This is a genomic window from Streptomyces sp. NPDC002825, assembly GCF_040295385.1.
Classification (GTDB): Bacteria; Actinomycetota; Actinomycetes; order Streptomycetales; family Streptomycetaceae; genus Streptomyces.
In genome coordinates this window covers 27,187-44,136 of sequence record NZ_JBEOVH010000025.1, presented here as the reverse complement: position 1 = coordinate 44,136, position 16,950 = coordinate 27,187, and the positions used below count along the sequence as shown (strand labels likewise).

21 protein-coding genes are annotated in these 16,950 nt (G+C 71.1%); 10 read left to right on the top strand and 11 right to left on the bottom strand.

All coding sequences use genetic code 11. The features are described from left to right. Window position 1: 1 nt before the first annotated feature. The 5 genes from ABT041_RS27395 to hemL form a co-directional block, all read right to left on the bottom strand. Window positions 2-739 (bottom strand): cytochrome c biogenesis CcdA family protein, encoded by a 738-nt coding sequence (locus ABT041_RS27395; protein WP_351189010.1) that lies wholly within the window; start codon window positions 737-739, stop codon window positions 2-4. A 4-nt stretch (window positions 740-743) separates the two neighbouring features. Then, the gene (locus ABT041_RS27390; RefSeq protein ID WP_351189009.1) at window positions 744-1,361 is read right to left on the bottom strand and encodes a TlpA family protein disulfide reductase; all 618 of its coding nucleotides are present in this window, start codon (window positions 1,359-1,361) and stop codon (window positions 744-746) included. A 77-nt stretch (window positions 1,362-1,438) separates the two neighbouring features. Next, entirely contained in the window at window positions 1,439-2,719 is a 1,281-nt protein-coding gene (locus tag ABT041_RS27385) for a polysaccharide deacetylase family protein (protein WP_351189223.1), read from the bottom strand. Between the two features lie 308 nt (window positions 2,720-3,027). Continuing rightward, window positions 3,028-3,720: a histidine phosphatase family protein gene (locus ABT041_RS27380; RefSeq protein WP_351189006.1), complete on the bottom strand. Its 693-nt coding sequence runs from the start codon at window positions 3,718-3,720 to the stop codon at window positions 3,028-3,030. Further along, window positions 3,717-5,063: a glutamate-1-semialdehyde 2,1-aminomutase gene (gene hemL / locus ABT041_RS27375; RefSeq protein WP_351189220.1), complete on the bottom strand. Its 1,347-nt coding sequence runs from the start codon at window positions 5,061-5,063 to the stop codon at window positions 3,717-3,719. Before hemL ends, ABT041_RS27380 begins: the two co-directional genes overlap by 4 nt. Before the next feature lie 231 nt (window positions 5,064-5,294). Between hemL and ABT041_RS27370 the strand changes: the two genes are divergently transcribed. Beyond that, window positions 5,295-5,897 (top strand): hypothetical protein, encoded by a 603-nt coding sequence (locus ABT041_RS27370; protein WP_351189003.1) that lies wholly within the window; start codon window positions 5,295-5,297, stop codon window positions 5,895-5,897. Window positions 5,898-5,908: 11 nt separating this feature from the next. Here the strand turns inward: ABT041_RS27370 and ABT041_RS39115 are convergent, their stop codons facing one another. Then, window positions 5,909-6,310 (bottom strand): hypothetical protein, encoded by a 402-nt coding sequence (locus ABT041_RS39115; protein ID WP_502976602.1) that lies wholly within the window; start codon window positions 6,308-6,310, stop codon window positions 5,909-5,911. Window positions 6,311-6,383: 73 nt separating this feature from the next. On the opposite strand from ABT041_RS39115, the gene ABT041_RS27360 reads away from it, so the two are divergent. Continuing rightward, window positions 6,384-6,770, top strand: a complete 387-nt coding sequence (locus ABT041_RS27360; RefSeq protein ID WP_351189218.1) for a MerR family transcriptional regulator — start codon at window positions 6,384-6,386, stop codon at window positions 6,768-6,770. A 246-nt stretch (window positions 6,771-7,016) separates the two neighbouring features. On the opposite strand, the gene ABT041_RS27355 is transcribed toward ABT041_RS27360, so the two are convergent. Beyond that, window positions 7,017-7,856: an ABC transporter substrate-binding protein gene (locus tag ABT041_RS27355; RefSeq protein WP_351188998.1), complete on the bottom strand. Its 840-nt coding sequence runs from the start codon at window positions 7,854-7,856 to the stop codon at window positions 7,017-7,019. Between the two features lie 254 nt (window positions 7,857-8,110). Here ABT041_RS27355 and ABT041_RS27350 point away from each other — a divergent pair, with 254 nt between their 5' ends. Further along, complete coding sequence (locus ABT041_RS27350; RefSeq protein WP_351188995.1) at window positions 8,111-8,359, top strand: hypothetical protein; 249 nt, start codon at window positions 8,111-8,113, stop codon at window positions 8,357-8,359. Window positions 8,360-8,402: 43 nt separating this feature from the next. Further along, a complete protein-coding gene (locus ABT041_RS27345) occupies window positions 8,403-8,918 on the top strand; it encodes a GNAT family N-acetyltransferase (protein WP_351188992.1) in 516 nt (171 codons plus the stop codon). 85 nt (window positions 8,919-9,003) lie between these two features. On the opposite strand, the gene ABT041_RS27340 is transcribed toward ABT041_RS27345, so the two are convergent. Beyond that, on the bottom strand, window positions 9,004-9,450 hold the full coding sequence (locus tag ABT041_RS27340; RefSeq protein ID WP_351188989.1) for a GNAT family N-acetyltransferase: 447 nt from the start codon (window positions 9,448-9,450) through the stop codon (window positions 9,004-9,006). A 113-nt stretch (window positions 9,451-9,563) separates the two neighbouring features. Here ABT041_RS27340 and ABT041_RS27335 point away from each other — a divergent pair, with 113 nt between their 5' ends. Next, the gene (locus ABT041_RS27335) at window positions 9,564-10,490 is read left to right on the top strand and encodes an NmrA family NAD(P)-binding protein (RefSeq protein WP_351188986.1); all 927 of its coding nucleotides are present in this window, start codon (window positions 9,564-9,566) and stop codon (window positions 10,488-10,490) included. Window positions 10,491-10,704: 214 nt separating this feature from the next. After that, window positions 10,705-11,445 carry a Mut7-C RNAse domain-containing protein gene (locus tag ABT041_RS27330; RefSeq protein ID WP_351188983.1) on the top strand — a complete coding sequence of 247 codons (741 nt, stop codon included), beginning with the start codon at window positions 10,705-10,707 and terminating at the stop codon, window positions 11,443-11,445. Between the two features lie 48 nt (window positions 11,446-11,493). Here ABT041_RS27330 and ABT041_RS27325 read toward each other — a convergent pair whose 3' ends face one another. Both ABT041_RS27325 and ABT041_RS27320 read right to left on the bottom strand, forming a co-directional pair. Continuing rightward, window positions 11,494-11,979, bottom strand: a complete 486-nt coding sequence (locus ABT041_RS27325) for a MarR family winged helix-turn-helix transcriptional regulator (protein ID WP_351188981.1) — start codon at window positions 11,977-11,979, stop codon at window positions 11,494-11,496. Between the two features lie 80 nt (window positions 11,980-12,059). Next, entirely contained in the window at window positions 12,060-12,620 is a 561-nt protein-coding gene (locus ABT041_RS27320) for a TetR/AcrR family transcriptional regulator (protein WP_351188979.1), read from the bottom strand. A 129-nt stretch (window positions 12,621-12,749) separates the two neighbouring features. Between ABT041_RS27320 and ABT041_RS27315 the strand changes: the two genes are divergently transcribed. Then, window positions 12,750-14,171, top strand: coding sequence for an FAD-dependent monooxygenase (locus tag ABT041_RS27315; RefSeq protein WP_351188977.1), 1,422 nt, complete (start codon window positions 12,750-12,752; stop codon window positions 14,169-14,171). A 28-nt stretch (window positions 14,172-14,199) separates the two neighbouring features. On the opposite strand, the gene ABT041_RS27310 is transcribed toward ABT041_RS27315, so the two are convergent. Further along, entirely contained in the window at window positions 14,200-14,661 is a 462-nt protein-coding gene (locus tag ABT041_RS27310) for a hypothetical protein (protein WP_351188974.1), read from the bottom strand. Window positions 14,662-14,757: 96 nt separating this feature from the next. Between ABT041_RS27310 and ABT041_RS27305 the strand changes: the two genes are divergently transcribed. The 3 genes from ABT041_RS27305 (at window position 14,758) to ABT041_RS27295 (ending at window position 16,950) form a co-directional block, all read left to right on the top strand. Continuing rightward, on the top strand, window positions 14,758-15,093 hold the full coding sequence (locus ABT041_RS27305; RefSeq protein ID WP_351188972.1) for a YnfA family protein: 336 nt from the start codon (window positions 14,758-14,760) through the stop codon (window positions 15,091-15,093). 65 nt (window positions 15,094-15,158) lie between these two features. Continuing rightward, window positions 15,159-15,923, top strand: coding sequence for an SDR family NAD(P)-dependent oxidoreductase (locus tag ABT041_RS27300; RefSeq protein ID WP_351188969.1), 765 nt, complete (start codon window positions 15,159-15,161; stop codon window positions 15,921-15,923). 142 nt (window positions 15,924-16,065) lie between these two features. Continuing rightward, window positions 16,066-16,950, top strand: a complete 885-nt coding sequence (locus tag ABT041_RS27295) for an LAGLIDADG family homing endonuclease (RefSeq protein ID WP_351188966.1) — start codon at window positions 16,066-16,068, stop codon at window positions 16,948-16,950.

Here is a 16,950-nt window from a genome sequence, read left to right as displayed (position 1 = left end):
CTCAGATCCCCACCGTGAAGCCGCTGGACCAGCCCTGCATCGTGGCCACCATGCTGTCCCACGCGCCCGTCAGGAGCAGGACACCGGTGACGATCATCATGCCGCCACCGATCCGCATGACCCACACATAGTGCTTCTTGACCCAGCCGAACGCGCCGAGCGCCTTGCGGAAGGCGATGGCGGCGAGCACGAACGGTACGCCGAGGCCGAGGCAGTACGCGAAGGCGAGGACCGCCCCGCGTCCGGCGCTGGCCTGCTCCAGGGCGAGGGCGTTGACGGAGGCGAGGGTCGGGCCGATGCACGGTGTCCAGCCGATGCCGAAGAGCGCGCCGAGGAGCGGGGCGCCGATGAGTCCGGCGACGGGCTTCTTGTGGAAGCGGAACTCCCGCTGGGTGAACCAGGGCATCAGGCCCATGAAGAACACGCCCATGAGGATCATGAGCACGCCGAGCACCGTGGTGAGCGTCTCGCGGTACTCCTGGAGCGTCGACCCGAAGTAGCCGAAGAGCGCGCCGCCGGAGACGAAGACGGCGGTGAAGCCGAGGACGAACAGGACGGCACCGGCGGTCATCCGGCCGCGGCGGCTCTCGGCGAGGTCGGTGCCGGTGACCCCCGTCACGTACGAGAGGTAGCCGGGGACGAGCGGGAGCACGCACGGCGAGAAGAAGGAGACGAGGCCGCCGAGCACCGCGAGGGGCAGGGCGAGCAGCAGGGCTCCGCTGGTGACCGTCTCGTTCACGGGCTCACTTCTCCTTGAGAAGGGGCTCGATCATCGACCGGAGCTTCTTCTCGTCGAGCGCCATGAGGGAACGGGCGGCGATCTTCCCCTCCTTGTCGAGGACGACGGTGGAGGGGATCGCCTGCGGGTTGAGCGTGCCCTTGGGGAAACCGAAGAGGATGAGCTTGCCCTGCGGGTCGTAGAGGCTGGGGTAGGGGATCCCGTAGTCCTCTTCGAAGGCGATCGCCGGCTGCTTGTTGGGGTCGCGGGTGTTGAGGCCGACGAACTCGACGTCCTGCCCCTTCAGGTCCTTGGCGACCTTCGCGAAGTGCTTGGCCTCGGCGCGGCAGGGGCTGCACCAGGAGCCCCAGACGTTGAGGACGACGACCTTGCCCTTGAGGTCGGCGACGTCGAGCCGCTTGCCTTCGAGGGTTTCGCCGGCGATGTCGTTGGGGGCCTTGCGCTCGTCCTTGGCGACGGTGGAGATGCCACCCGTGTTGGTCACGAAGTTGGTCTGGCCACCGCCGCCGGACTTGCCGTTGTCGTCGCCGCCGCAGGCCGAGAGCGTGAGGGCGGCGACGGACAGCATTCCGACGGCGACCAGGGTGCGCCGGGTGCGGCGTGGGGCACGGCTAAGGCTCATGTGAAAAGTTTCGCATGGGCGTTTGGGGGATCTTGGGCACCCCCCTACGTGCCCGTAAAGCCCCTTGTCAAGATCGCCTAAGCGGTCGGGGTGGCAGGAGGGGTCGCGGGGGCCGGCCTGAGGAAGGCGTTCCAGCCGCCCTCGGGCTTCTGTCCGACTTCCAGGGAGCGCAGTTTCTCCAGGATCTTCGGGTCCTGGACGTCGAGCCAGTCCACGAACTGCTTGAAGGAGACGAGCCGTACGTCCTTCTTTCCTGCCATTCCCTTGAGCGCCTCTTCGACGGCGTCCATGTAGATACCGCCGTTCCACTGCTCGAAGTGGTTGCCGATGAAGAAAGGCGCGCGATTCGACTCGTACGCGCGCGTGAAGCCGGAAAGGTACGCCTCGGCCGCCTGCTTGCGCCAGCCGGGATAGCGCGACGGCATGCCCTTGGTGGTGTTCTTCGACTGGTTGGCGAGCATGTTGTAGTCCATGGAGAGGACCTCGAAGGAGTGCCCGGGGAAGGGCACGGCCTGGAGCGGCAGGTCCCAGATGCCCTGGCGCTTGGTGGGCCACATCTGGCGGCCGCCGGGCGAGCTGGCGTCGTAACGCCAGCCGAGGCGCTTGGCGGTGGGGAGCAGGTTGTCCTGGCCGAGGAGGCAGGGGGTGCGGCCGCCGACGAGCTCCTTGGAGTAGTCGAAGGGCAGCGGGTCGAGGTCGGTCCAGCCGCTGTTGGTCTTCCACTCGGTGACGAACTTCATCGCCTGGTCGATCTCGCTCTGCCACTGGGCGGGGGTCCAGTTGCCGACGGAGCCGGAGCCGCCGCAGAAGTGCCCGTTGAAGTGGGTGCCGATCTCGTGGCCGTCGAGCCAGGCCTGCCGGACGTGCTTCAGGGTCTCCTTGATGTGCTCGTCGGTGAGGTAGCCGATGTCGGAGGCGCCGACGCGGTTGTTCGGCGGGCGGTAGAGGTCCTTCTTGGATTCGGGGAGGAGGTAGATCCCGGAGAGGAAGAAGGTCATCGCCGCGTCGTTGTTCTTGGCGAGTTCGAGGAAGCGCGGGAAGAGGCCGTTGCCGACCTCGCCGGCGCCGTCCCAGGAGAAGATCACGAACTGGGGCGGGGTCTGGCCGGGTTCGAGCGGGACGGGGGCGTCGGGCTGGTGCGGCTGCTTGCCGGTGTCGGCGGTGGAACCGTCACCGATGAGCCGTGCGTCGTCCTTGGTCGGGGTGGGCGTGCTCGGGTCCGCCGAGACGTCACCCCCCTTGCCGGGTCCGGATCGTCCCGGCTTGTCCTGGTTTGGGGTGCTGCATGCGGCGAGCCCCATCGCCGCGGCGGCCCCAACGCCCGCCCCGAGAAGCCCCCTTCGACTGATCCCGCTGATCCCGCGCATGACATCCCCATTCGCGCTGACGTATGACCGAAACGTCATCCAAACCGACAATGAGTGAGATGCCGGGAGGAACACGGAGGTTCCGGAAAATCGCACAAAAATTTAAGGGCGATCGGATGACATGAACATCATCATCCGATCGCCCTGAACTGTGGCCCTCCGGAACCCCGCTGTCCAGATGGCGGGTTGCCGCGCTGTCCGGACGGCAGGTCACCCCGCTGTCCGGACGTGGCCCTCCGGAACCCCGCCGCCCGTACGCGAACTCCGGAACCCCGCTGTCCGGCCCGCGGGGTAGCGGGCTACGCGCCGAAGGCCTTCGACTTCCCCTTCACCGGCTTCGCGCCCGCGAGGAGGTGCGCCGGGACGAGGTCCCGGGCCGGCTCGCTGTACCCGACCGAGACGATCTTGTCGCCGCGGTACGTGAACGAGGTCAGCGAGGCCAGCGTGCACTGCCGGCGCCGCGGGTCGTGCCAGAGCCGCCGCTTCTCCACGAAGCTGCGCACGATCCAGATCGGCAGCTGGTGGCTGACGCAGACCGCCTCGTGCCCCCGCGCCGCGTCCTTCGCCGCGTCCAGCGCGCCCATCATGCGCACGACCTGCTCGACGTACGGCTCGCCCCAGGACGGCTGGAACGGGTTCGTGAGGTGCTTCCAGTTCGACGGCTTGCGCAGCGCCCCGTCACCGACGCCGAAGGTCTTGCCCTCGAAGACGTTCTCCGCCTCGATCAGCCGCTCGTCGGTAGCCAGATCCAGACCGTGCGTCTTGGCGATCGGCTGCGCCGTCTCCTGCGCCCGCTCCAGCGGCGAGGCCACGACGTACGTGATGTCCCGGCCGGCCAGCGACTCGGCCACCCGGTCCGCCATCTGCCGGCCCAGCTCGGACAGGTGGTAGCCGGCGCGGCGCCCGTACAGCACGCCGTCGGGGTTGTGGACCTCGCCGTGGCGCATCAGGTGGACGACGGTGATGTCCTGGTCACGGGTGTTCTCGCTCATGCCGTGGCCTCCGCGGCGGCACGGGCCGCGGCCGGCAGCGCGGCGGCGATCCGCTCGATCGCCCGCTCGTCGTGCGCGGTCGACACGAACCAGGACTCGAACGCGGACGGCGGCAGGTACACGCCGTCGGCCAGCATCGAGTGGAAGAAGGCGTTGAAGCGGAACGCCTCCTGCTTCTTCGCGTCGTCGTAGTTCCGCACCTCGTCCTCGGTGAAGAACACCGAGAACATGTTGGAGGCGGTCTGCAGCCGGTGCGCCACGCCCTCCTTGGCCAGCGCGCCCGTGACCAGGCCCTGGATCTCCTTCGAGACCGCGTTCACCTTGTCGTACGCGGCCTCGTCGAGCAGCCGCAGCTGCGCGAGGCCGGCGGCGGTCGCGACCGGGTTACCGGAGAGGGTGCCCGCCTGGTAGACCGGGCCCGCCGGGGCCAGGTGCCCCATGACGTCCGCGCGGCCACCGAACGCGGCCGCGGGGAAGCCGCCGCCCATGACCTTGCCGAAGGTCATCAGGTCGGGCTTCACGCCGTCGACGCCGTACCAGCCGGCCCGGCTCGTACGGAAACCGGTCATCACCTCGTCGGAGATGTACAGCGCGCCGTTCTCCCGGCACAGGTCCGCCAGCCCCTGGTTGAAGCCGTCCACCGGCGGGACGACGCCCATGTTGCCCGGCGAGGCCTCGGTGATCACACAGGCGATCTCGCCCGGGTGCGCGGCGAACGCCGCCCGCACCGCGTCCAGGTCGTTGTACGGCAGCACGATCGTGTCCCCGGCCTGCGCGCCGGTCACACCGGGCGTGTCCGGAAGACCGAAGGTCGCCAGACCGGAACCGGCCGCGGCGAGCAGCGCGTCCACGTGCCCGTGGTAGCAGCCCGCGAACTTCACGACCTTCGCGCGCCCGGTGAACCCGCGGGCGAGCCGGATCGCGGACATGGTCGCCTCGGTGCCCGAGGAGACCAGGCGCACCTGCTCGACCGGCTCGATCCGCGCGACGATCTCCTCGCCGAGCGCGACCTCGCCCTCGCCGGGCGTCCCGAAGGAGGTGCCGCGGGCCACCGCGGCCTGCACGGCGGCGGTGACCTCGGGGTGCGCGTGGCCGAGAATCATCGGCCCCCACGAGCAGACCAGGTCGACGTACTCACGACCGTCCGCGTCGGTGAGGTACGGACCGGAACCGGACACCATGAACCGGGGCGTTCCGCCCACAGCCCGGAAGGCACGCACCGGTGAGTTCACGCCGCCGGGCGTCACGAGGGAAGCGCGGTCGAAAAGCGTCTGTGAGACTGGGGCTTCGTATGAATACGGCACTGTGATCCTGACCTGCGAGAACGACTTCGGGCACGACATCGGGAACGGAGGGACGGTGGTGAGCATCCTCTGTATTACGCCGGGGCGCTCCCCCTCCGCGTCTGCGAAACTGGGGCGTCATAGGGATGGCTCACGGAATCCATGGTGTCAGAGGCCACGGCGTTCTTGCGGACAGGTGTTTCACCGTACGAACGCGGGGGAGGTCACTGACACGATGATCGGGTTGCGCGGCGGGGTCGTGTTGCCGAGAAAAAGCAGTCGGGTGGAGATATGCATCGCGGTGGCGGACCGGGCGAGGGGACGGGCGACCTGGGTCCGGAGTCTGCCCGGCGGGGGAGGCACCGGCGCCGGCGTGCGGAGGAACCCACCGCGGCGGAGGGCCGGCCGAAGCCGGAGCCCGCTGCGGAACCGCCCCCTGCGACCGGGGGCCGGAGCTTGGGGGTGACGTACAAGTACTTCGGCGCGCCCAACAGCGCCACGGCGGCCCAGGTCCCGATCTCGATGCGCCCCGAGGAGCTCGGCGGGGACGAGCTCGGCATGGGCGGCATGTTCACCAAGATCAAGCCCGAGACGATAGCGGCCATGGTCCTGACCGGCATCCAGGGCATGCCCCTGCACAAGGTGCCGCCGCTCGAGCTGGTGGTGCTGCACCCGGACTACGCGGTGGTGAAGCTGCCGATGACCGTCGTCGACCCGCTGCGCGGGATCGGCGAGGAGTCGGTCGGCGCGGCCGCCTTCATCTGGTCGACGGTCCCGGACCGCGGCGGCCCGCGCGACGCCTTCGACGTCTACCAGCTCCTCCACGAGTGGCAGGACTTCTCCGTCCGCCTCCACGAGGCCGGACACCAGCCGTACTGTCTGGTCTGGCCGTGAGCCTCTGACGGTCACGGCCGGACCGCGGCCGCGGCCTGCTCGGCGGCCGGCTCACGGGCGGAGGCCAGCCGGTAGGGGACGTCGACGACGTTCTTCATGAACAGCAGACGGGTCTTGAGGCGCAGCGCGCCCTGGTTGTGCAGCGGCCGCCCCCACCAGCGCCCCGCCACGTACTCGGGGACGACCACCGAGATCACCCCGCCCGGAGCAGCTCCGGCTCGGCCGGCAGGAGGGTCTCCCCGAGCCGTCCGGTGTCCAACGGACGACCTACCAGCAGGCGTTTCGCCGCACTTCCAGCTCTCATAAGTGCTGAAGTTAGGACGAATGGTATGTAATGCGCGGAAGCCGCGCCCTGTGGGGGCCGTACACCCCACGGGAGTCCCCCGACGATCGCCTACCAGTCCCCGGCACATCGCCTACCAATCCCCGACGAATCGCCTTACCAGTCCCCGACGAGGAAGGACCTGACGCGTGAGCGGAGTACGCATGACCGGCCGGCCGATGCAGATCGGCGAGGTCGCCGCACGGACCGAGCTGTCGCTGCGGACCATCCGGCAGTACGAGGACAGCGGCCTGGTCGTACCGTCCGCGGCCTCGCCGGGCGGCTTCCCCCTCTACACGGACGCGGACGTGTCCCGGCTGATGGTGGTCCGCCGGATGAAGCCGCTCGGCTTCACCCTCGACGAGACCCGCGAACTCCTCACGGCCGTGGACCGGCTGACGGACGCCGACCTCGAACCGGACGAGCGGGCGGCGCTGGTGGCCCGCGTCCGCCGCTACGAGACGGCGGCGGCGGAACGGGTCGCCGAACTCCGCGCCCAGCTGGCCCGCGCGGAGGAGTTCGCGGACTCGCTCCGCAGCAGCCTCGGCTAGGGCCTGTCCGACAATGCGCGCCGGATCAGGCCGGGTCGTCCGGTGCGTGCGATCGGCGTGCGGCCGGGGACGCCCTCGATTGGGTTCTCCCCTGCTCGAGCGAAGCCGAGAGCTCGGGGAAGGAGCTACTTGGGCGTTTCGGCCGTGCGGCGTGGGGGCACCTCCCGTGCCCGAAGGGCTACGGGGGAGTGCGTGCCGGACGGGCCGGACCCGGCGGGAACTGTCAGACAGGCCCCAGGGCAGGCCCTATGCCTCCAGCGCCTCCGCGAGGACACGGAAGAAGCGGGCGTAGGCGGCGGGGCTGGGCGGGGTCTCCGGGCTCCAGGGCGTCAGACGGACCCCGGCCGGGAGCTCGTACGGCGGGGTCGCGTGCTCCCGCTCGTCGAAGAGGACCAGACCGGGGCGGAGCTCGACGGCCCTGGCCCAGTCGCCGGTGAGCCAGTTGGCGCCGGGCCCGGGGCCGGGGTCGAGGAACCGGAGGCCGAGACCGGCGAGGTGCGCCAGCTCGGGCCAGGCCTGCGGGCGGGCCAGGTGCACCTGCTCGGGCCCGGCCCCGGAGAGCGCGAGGACGGCGAGCCCGGACCGGGCGGCGACGTCGCCGAGGGCGGCCTCGGCGGCGGCGAGTTCACGGACGGCCTCCCGATCGGCCGCCGGGTCCGCTTCGAGCGAGGCGGCGAGCGCGGCGAAGCGCCCGAGGATGGCCGGCAGCGCGAGCTCGTTGCCCACGGACAGCGCGACGAGCGGAACCCCGAGCCGCTCGGCGAGGGCCTCGTCGAGCGCGTAGGGGCTCTTGCCGTCGTAGGTCACGTCGACGATCACCTCGGGCCGCAGCTCCCGCAGCAGCCCCTCGTCCAGGGCGCGCCCCGGCCCGAGGTACGGCACACCGGCCGCCGCGAGGCCGCCCGCCTTGGCCGGATCGAGCCTCTCACCGTCATGCCCGGAGCCGTACACCGCGACCGGCCTCACTCCGAGGTCGAGGAGGGCCGCACCCGCCCGGGCGTACGCGACCACCCGCCGCGGCACGCGGGCCGCCGCCGGCTCCGCACCCCTGTCGTCCGTGAATCCCCATGCCTGCGTTCCGGACATGCGGCTGCTCCCTCCCCGGCCGGAATCTCCCTCGCCCGTCACCTTGGAGGCGTTTCCGGGCCCGCACAAGAGCGCCTCCGAGGCAGCGCGGTCCGGGACTTTGGTCCCGGCCCCCCTGCCGAAAGACCCCCAGGGTGGTGTTAACTGAACAGGTCGGGAGGAAGCAGTAGGAATCACCAGTGCCGTCGTGCACGCGCGCGCCACCTGCCGGGGCGCGCCGGGTACGGGCGGCCCTCACGCCCCTGGAGTGAGCCATGTCCTTGCCCGGCCAGTTCTCGGACCCCCGTGTGATCACGCTCTTCGGCCTGCTCGCCGTCTCGACGGTGGCATGGCTGACGGTGAGCCTGCGCGCCCGGGCCGCCGCGCGCCGCGAACAGGCGGGCACCCCGCTGGAGCGGGTCTGGCACCCGCAGGAGTCGGTGGAGCTGACACCCGCGGAGGAACACGCCTTCGGCCAGGTCGTCTCCCGCCTCACCCTGGGCCAGCCGGGCCGCCTGCGCTGACGGGGCCCGGGGCGCTGTCAGTGCCCCCGCGTACCGTACGGACATGACCGACGACACGTCACGGGTACGGCTCGACGCCTGGTCCGAGGAGGACGCGGGCCTGCTGCGCGCACTGAACGCACCGGAGCTGATGGACCACCTCGGCGGCCCGGAGACCGAGGAACAGCTCGTCCGGCGGCACCGGCGGTATGTGGACCTGAGCGCCGACGACACGGGTGCGGGGCGCATGTTCCGGATCGTGCTGCTGCCGGAGGAGGCCGTGGTGGGCAGCATCGGCTTCTGGTCGCGGACCTGGAACGACGAGCAGGTGTACGAAACGGGCTGGGCGGTGCTGCCGGGCTTCCAGGGCCGGGGGGCGGCGACGTCGGCCACGCGCGCGGTGATCGCCGAGGCCCGGGCAGCGGGGCTGCACCGCCGGCTGCACGCGTTCCCGTCGACGGACAACGCCGCGTCGAACGCGGTGTGCCGCAAGGCGGGGTTCGAACTGCTCGGCGAGCGGGGCTTCGAGTACCCGCCGGGACGCCCGATGAGCTGCAACGACTGGCGGTACGAGCTCTAGTCGGCCGGACGGTCAGTCGGCTGGGCGACTTGGCCGGCTGGGCTGCCAGTCGGTGGGGCGGCTGGGCTTCCGGTCGACCGGGCGGCTAGTCGGCGTCCGGGGCGGTGAGCGGCCGGGTGAAGTGGAAGGCCACGATGTCGAAGCGCTCGCGCAGGTAGAAGCGGTGGGCGCCGGTGCGGTGGGTGCCGGAGTCCAGGTTGAGCTCGTGGCAGCCGGCCGCGCGGGCGTGACCCTCCAGGTGGGCGACGAGGGCGTGCCCGACGCCGGTGGAGCGTTCGGCGGCGGCGGTCACCAGGTCGTCGACGTAGAGCTTGCGCAGGGAGCTGGTGTTGTTGATGATCCGCCAGCCTGCCGCGCCGACGCAGCGGCCGTCGTCGGTGTAGGCGGCACTGAACCGCAGGCCCTCGGGGTGCCCGGCCTCGTAGACCTCACGGAAGAGCTCCGGGGTGAGGTGGGGCCGGAGTTCGAGGAGGACCGGTAGGAGATCGCTCTCCAGCCGCGGGTCGCCGGGCTCAAGGTCGTTGATCTTCATGCGGGGACGGTACCCCAGGTTTTTTCAGGGTTGACGAGCAAGGCGGAGTCACGGATATTTATCTGCGAGACACAGACAATGCGCAACGCAGCAAGCTCCGAAAGGATCTCCTCATGACCGTTCTCGTCACAGGCAGCCGCGGCCGCGTCGCTTCGACCCTGCTCGGCCTCCTCGACACGGCGGGCGTCAAGGCCAGGGCCGGCTCCAAGAAACCCACGGACCTGTCCCCATCACCGGGCGTGGAGACCGTGCGCTGCGACCTCTCCGACCCGGCGACCTTCGACACCGCCCTGAAGGGCGTCGACTCCGTCTTCCTGTACGCGGAGGCCGCACACGCCGGCACGTTCGCCGACCGGGCCCGCGCGGCCGGCGTCGAGCACATCGTGCTGCTCTCCTCCAGCTCCGTCCTCGCCCAGGACGCCGCCGAGAACCCGATCGCGGCCTCGCACCTCGCGGCCGAGCGCGCGCTGTCGGCCGCCGCGGAATCCGGCGCCTTCGAGGCCACGCACCTCCGCCCGGGCGCCTTCGCCACGAACGCCCTGCAGTGGGCGGGCGCACTCAAGGAGGGCCGGGGGCCCGCCCTGCCGTACCCGCACGCGTACAGCGACCCGATCCACGAGCGGGACGTCGCCGAGGCCGCTTTCGCGGTGCTCACCGAGCCCCGGCTGCGCGGCTCCTCGTACGTGCTGACGGGCCCGGAGTCGCTGGACTTCACGGAGCAGCTGGCGATCCTGGCCGAGGTGACGGGCCACCCGGCGCCGTACACGACGGTCACGCCGGAGGAGTGGAAGGAATCGGTCGCGGGCTTCATACCGGAACGGTTCGCAGACGCCCTCCTCGCCTACTGGTCCACCCACAACGGCCACCCGACCCCCCTGACCACCACGATCGAAACCCTGACGGGCCACCCCGCCCGCACGTTCACGACCTGGGCCCAGGACCACGCACAAGCCTTCGCCCACCCCGTTGTGGGCAATCGTCCCTCCCCCAGACTTCGTCCGGGAGGTGCCCCCAGGGCGATGGGGGTCCCCTCTGCTTGAGCGCTGTCGAGAGCTTGGGGGAGGGCGGGCACAACGGACGGCGCCCCTACCAGCGCCAGAGGTTCCCCCGCCTGAACCCGCATCACACGGCACGGCACGGCACGGCACGGCACGGCCGGCGGTGCCGGTCAGGCCCGCGGGGCGAAGGCACCGGCAAGGGGCCGGCGCCCGAATTCCCTGGCGACCCCCAGCCCCCGATGCCATCCTGGTCCCCGTGAACGGACCGGAGATCCACATCAGCTTCGCCCCCGACCTGCACCTCTTCGTCTCGGCGGAGCGCCGCGCAGGCCGCACCCCCCTGACCACCGACGGCACCTCCTCGCTGGGCCACGTCGTGGAGTCACTGGGAGTGCCGCTCACGGAGACCGGCCGAATCCTGGTCGACGGACGCCCCGTGGACCCCTCGCACGTGCCCGCCGCGGGCGAGACCGTGGAGGTGGAGGGCGTGGTCCGCCCGCAGCAGACACCGCCCGGCGCACCGCTCCGGTTCCTGCTCGACGTGCACCTCGGCACGCTGGCCCGGCGACTGCGCCTGCTCGGCGTGGACGCGGCGTACGAGAGCGAGGACATCGGCGACCCGGCCCTGGCCGCGCTCTCCGCGAGCGAGCGGCGCGTGATGCTGTCGAGGGACCGCGGCCTGCTGCGCCGCCGGGAGCTGTGGGCGGGCGCCTACGTCTACAGCGACCGGCCGGAGGACCAGCTCCGGGACGTGCTGGAGCGCTTCGCGCCGCCGCTCGCGCCGTGGACGCGCTGTACCGCGTGCAACGGGGAGCTGAGCGACGCCGACAAGGACGCGGTGCGCGAGCAGCTGGAGCAGGGCACGGAGAAGACGTACGACGTGTTCGCGCAGTGCGTGGAGTGCGGCAGGGTCTACTGGCGCGGTGCCCACCACGCGCGCCTGGAGGCGATCGTCTCGGACGCGGTACGGGAGTTCGGCGAGCCGGCGGCCCGCTAGGCCCCCGGCCCCACCGCATCCCACCCCGCCCCACCGCCCGCACCGGGGTCAGTCCAGGTCACCGCCCCGCAGCCGCTCGATCTGCGCGGCGCTGATCTCGACGGTGCGCCGCATGTGGGCGATGAGCAGCGCGAGCTCGGCGTCGCTGTAGACGTCGAACATCGTGCCCCAGGTGCTGTTGAGCTTCCGCCAGAGGTCGCCGAGCTCCGCCATCCGCTCGGGGACGAGCGCGACGAGGACCCGGCGCCGGTCCTCGGTGGAGCGCTCGCGGGTCACGTAGCCGGAGCGTTCGAGCCGGTCGACGAGCCGGGTCGCGGAGCCGGTGGTGAGCCCGGTCAGCTCGGCGACCCGCCCGGTGGTGACGGGCCCTTCCTCCAGGCTGAGGAGGTTCAGGCACTGCACGTCGGTCGGGTGGAGTCCGAGGTGGTCGGCGACGGCCTGGTTGAACAGGGCGTAGGCGGCCATGTAGCGGCGGGACTCCCCGTACAGCTCGGTCATGAGCGCGTCGCGCCGTACGGAACTCTTCTGCGTCATGCAGAAATTGTACGACTCAGGCACCGCACGGTCACACCCCGGCACCGCCCAGCCCCGGACGCCGCACGTCCCCGGAGGGCTCAGGGCGCCTCGGCGGTCAGATAGCGCTGCACGGTGGGCCCCAGCCAGGCGACGACGTCCTCGGTGGACATCTCGACGGCCGGCGGCAGCCGCAGCACATAGCGGGCGAGCGCCATGCCGAGGATCTGGGAGGAGACGAGCGCCGCACGCCGCGGGGCGTCGGCCGGGTCGGGGCAGACGCCCCGGACGATCGGCCCCACCTGCTGGGCGAAGATCTCCTGCACGCGCGCCGCCCCGACCTCGTTGGTGACGCCGACCCGCAGCATCGCGGTGAGGACCTCGTCGGACTCCCAGCGCTCCAGGAAGTGCGTGACGAGCACGGCCCCGATGTGCTGCGCGGGCAGCGCACCGAGCTCGGGCAGGCCGATCTCGACCTCGGAGGCGGCGGCGAAGAGTCCCTCCTTGTTGCCGTAGTAGCGCATCACCATCGACGGATCGATCCCCGCGTCACGGGCGATGGCCCGGATGGTGGCGCGCTCGTACCCGTCGGAGGCGAAGCGCTCGCGGGCGGCCTCCAGGATGGCGGCCCGGGTGGCGTCGGAGCGGCGGACGGTCGTCATATCAACAACTGTAGGCCAACAGGTGTTGACACACCATTCGAGCCACCCCTAACGTTGCCAACAAGCGTTGACCAACAACCGTTGACCAACACCTGTGGGCAAACGATCGCGGGCACCCCGGAGGCAGCCATGAGCACCAGCACCACGGACACCGACGTACTCGTCATCGGCGCGGGCCCCACCGGCCTCCTGCTCGCCGGAGACCTCGCCACCGCCGGCATCGACGTCACCCTCGTCGAGCGCCGCCCCCACGGCCTGAGCAACATGACCCGGGCCTTCGGCGTCCACGCCCGCACCCTGGAGCAGCTCGACGCCCGCGGCCTCGCGGACGAACTCCTCGCCACCGGCACCACCCTCGGCACCGCCCGGCTGTTCGGCCGCCTCGACCTCGACCTGAGCCGCCTCCCCAGCCGCTTCAACCACCTCCTCGTCACCCCGCAGTACGAGGTGGAGCGCCTCCTGGAGCGCCGGGCGGTCGCGGCGGGCGTCACCTTCCGGTACGGGACGGAGCTGCGCGGACTGCGCCAGGACGCCACCGGCGTCACCGCCGAGCTCACCGACCCCGACGGCACCCCGTGCACCGTCCGCGCCCAGTACCTGGCCGGCACGGACGGCCACCGCAGCGCCGTCCGCACCGCCCTCGGCCTGCCCTTCCCCGGGCACTCCGTGATCCGCTCCATCGTCCTCGCCGACGTCCGCCTCGCCGAAGAGCCCGAGAGTGCGTTCAGCGTCCGCGGCTCCGGCGACAGCTTCGCCTTCCTCGCCCCCTTCGGCGACGGCTGGTACCGCGTCATGGGCTGGACCCGCACCCGCCAGGTCGCCGACAGCGAGCCCGTCGACCTCGACGAGATCCGCGAGATCGCCCGCAAGGCCCTCGGCACCGACCACGGCATGCACGACCCCCGCTGGATCTCCCGCTTCCACAGCGACGAGCGCCAGGCCCCCGCCTACCGCGTCGGCCGCGCCTTCCTCGCCGGAGACGCCGCCCACGTCCACTCCCCCGCCGGCGGCCAGGGCATGAACACCGGCCTCCAGGACGCCGCCAACCTCTCCTGGAAGCTCACCGCCGCACTCCGCGGCGAGGCACCCGACCCCGAAGCCCTCCTCGACAGCTACCAGTCCGAGCGCCACCCCGTCGGCGCCATGGTGCTCCGCAGCAGCGGCGCCATCGTCCGCCTCGCCATGGCCCACACCCCCCTCACCCGCGCCGCCCGCTCCCTCGCCGCCCGCTTCCTGAACACGGTCCGGCCCGCCTCGGCCCGCGCCATGGGCATGCTCAGCGGCCTCGGCATCTCCTACGCCCCCGCACCCGGCGCAGGCCGCCCCTCGGGCCGCCGCGCCCCCGACACCCAGCTCCGCGAAGGACGGCTCTACGAGCTGCTCCGCCAGGGCGAGTTCGTCCTGATCGCCCCCGAGGGAGCGACCCCGACGCTGCCGACGACGGCCCCCGTCACCCCGAAGCACCTGGTACGAGCCACCTGGACGAACCCGGAGAAGACCGCGGTGGCCCTGATCCGCCCGGACGGCTACGTCCACTGGACGAGCAACTGAAGAAAGCCCCAGAAGGCCGGCGAACTCCTCAGAAGACGTAAGGATCCCCGGTGGCGAGCACCAGCACACGATGCCGGTCGTTCCGCGGATTGCGGTCGGCGACCCCGTCCCGCCACGCCGTGGTGATCTCGACCGTCATCTCGTCCGTCAGGGCCGCGGTCCGCAGGTCGAGCGCCAGCTCACCGATACCCCCCGCGGCCCGCAGCGCACCCGTCCGGCAGGACACCACCCGGTCGCTGCTCCACAGACAGGCCGGCGGCAGCTCCTGGCCGCCCGCCATCGCCGCGGAGAAGGCGAGCCGGACCGTCGCCTGGGAGACGTCGGAGGGCCCGTGGTTCTCACTGACCAGCCAGACACCGACCCGCCCGTCCCACAGGGAGATCTGACCGTGGTGCGACAGATCCGCCTCCGACCGGGCCACCGGCCCGACAGCACCGGCACTCACACCGGCGCCCATCACCATCACGGCCGCGAGCACGGCCCCGAGCACACCCTTCCTCAATCCACACATAACCCCAAAATACCGACAGTCAATAGGATCTCCTGACAACCCATCAGCCCGCGTGTCCCATGGCACGCTGCCCCCATGCTGATCGCCCGCTCCATCGCCCTGTTCGCCCTCGCCGCCCTCTTCGAGATCGGCGGCGCCTGGCTCGTCTGGCAAGGCGTCCGGGAGCACCGGGGCTGGATCTGGATCGGTGCGGGAGTCATCGCCCTCGGCGTCTACGGCTTCGTCGCCACCCTCCAGCCGGACGCCGAGTTCGGCCGCGTCCTCGCCGCCTACGGCGGAGTCTTCGTCGCCGGCTCCCTCGCCTGGGGCATGGCCGCCGACGGCTACCGCCCCGACCGCTGGGACGTCATCGGCGCGCTCGTCTGCCTCGCCGGCATGGCCGTGATCATGTACGCCCCACGAGGCCGCTGACCCCGGCCCCGACCTATCCTGACCGGGCGATCGACATAATCGACCACCTGCGCGAGGAGCACGCAATGACCGGCCCCGGTACCCCCATCGCCGTCATCACCGGAGCGAGCAGCGGAATCGGCGCCGCCACCGCCCGGCAGCTGGCCGCCGCCGGCTACCGAGTGGTCCTCACCGCCCGCCGCAAGGACCGCATCGAGGCCCTCGCCGCCGAGATCAACGAGGCGGGCCACCAGGCCACCGCCTACGCCCTCGACGTCACCGACCGCGCCGCCGTCGACGACTTCGCCACCGCCTTCCGCACCCTCGCCGTCCTCGTCAACAACGCCGGCGGCGCCCTCGGCGCCGACCCCGTCGCCACCGGCGACCCCGAGGACTGGCGCCGGATGTACGAGGTCAACGTCCTCGGCACCCTCCACATGACCCAGGCCCTGCTCCCGGCCCTCACCGCGAGCGGCGACGGCACGGTGGTCGTCCTCTCCTCCACCGCCGGCCACTCCACCTACGAGGGCGGCGCGGGCTACGTCGCCGCCAAGAACGGCGCCCGCGTCCTCGCCGAGACCCTCCGCCTGGAGATCGTCGGCACCCCGGTCCGCGTCATCGAGATCGCCCCCGGCATGGTCAAGACCGACGAGTTCGCCACGACCCGCTTCCGCGGCGACACGGACAAGGCGGCCAAGGTCTACGCGGGCGTCGCCGAACCCCTGACCGCGGACGACGTGGCCGACACCATCACCTGGGCCTGCACCCGCCCCCCGCACGTCAACATCGACCTCCTGGTCGTCCGCCCCCGAGCCCAGGCCTCCAACACCAAGGTCCACCGAGAACTCTGACACGTGCGGGTGAATCCCCTCGATCACCCACACGCCACCCGAAGACGCGCCCTAACGTCGAAAACAACTCCATACAGAACGGCCCTCGGCAGGGATTGCAGTCCCGGCCGAGGGCCTCACCAGCAGGAAGGCAACACTTCCCATGGCTGAACAAGACCCTAGCGCGCCCGCACTGTTCGACATCAGTGCCCTCACCCCCGCCGCGCCGTCCTTCATGGACCTGGAAGCCCCCGAGTACGCCTACATGTTCGGCTTCCTGCAGGCCGACGGGCACCTCAGCCAAGGCACGCGGGACCGTGGACGACTGGCTGTCGAGATCAACATCCGGGATATCGCCATCCTCCGCGAGTTCCAGCGACTCACCCCGTACAACAGCAGCATCACCGAACGCGTCAGGGCCACGAACATCTCCGTGGAACACCACTCGGCGATCTGGTCTCTGTGCGCACTGGAAGCACGCACCCTGCTCAACGAGCTCGGGCTGCCCTACGGCAAGAAGTCGACGAGGATCAAGCCGCCCCGTTTCGAGTTCTCCCGCCGCGACTACCTGCGGGGCGTGATCGACGCGGACGGTTCGGTCGGGTACACGGGACAGGGCTTCCCGTTCGTCTCACTGACCACGTCCAGCACGGCTGTCGGTGCCTACCTCTGCCACTACGCGAAGAAGGTCACCGGCACGGAACGCCGAATCAGCCGGAACGCACGGGATGGGGTCTACAACATCGTGTACCTGAAGGAAACGGCCATCACGCTGGCAGAACACCTCTACTACCCCGGCTGCCTCGCCTTGGAGCGAAAAATGGACGCCGCCGCGTCACTGTCGTCATGGGTGCGCCCTGAGGCTATGCGTGTCAGGCCGCCGGGACGCCGCTGGCAGGCCCGGGAGGACCGCATCCTCCTCGCTCACGGCAGTGCCGCATCGGCCGCCGGAGAGCTGGGCCGGACCGAGCAGAGCTGCGCGCTGCGCCTGTGGCGGCTGAAGACGGGACGCGTCCCCATGCCGCCTGAGGCGCCCGAAATCCCCTGA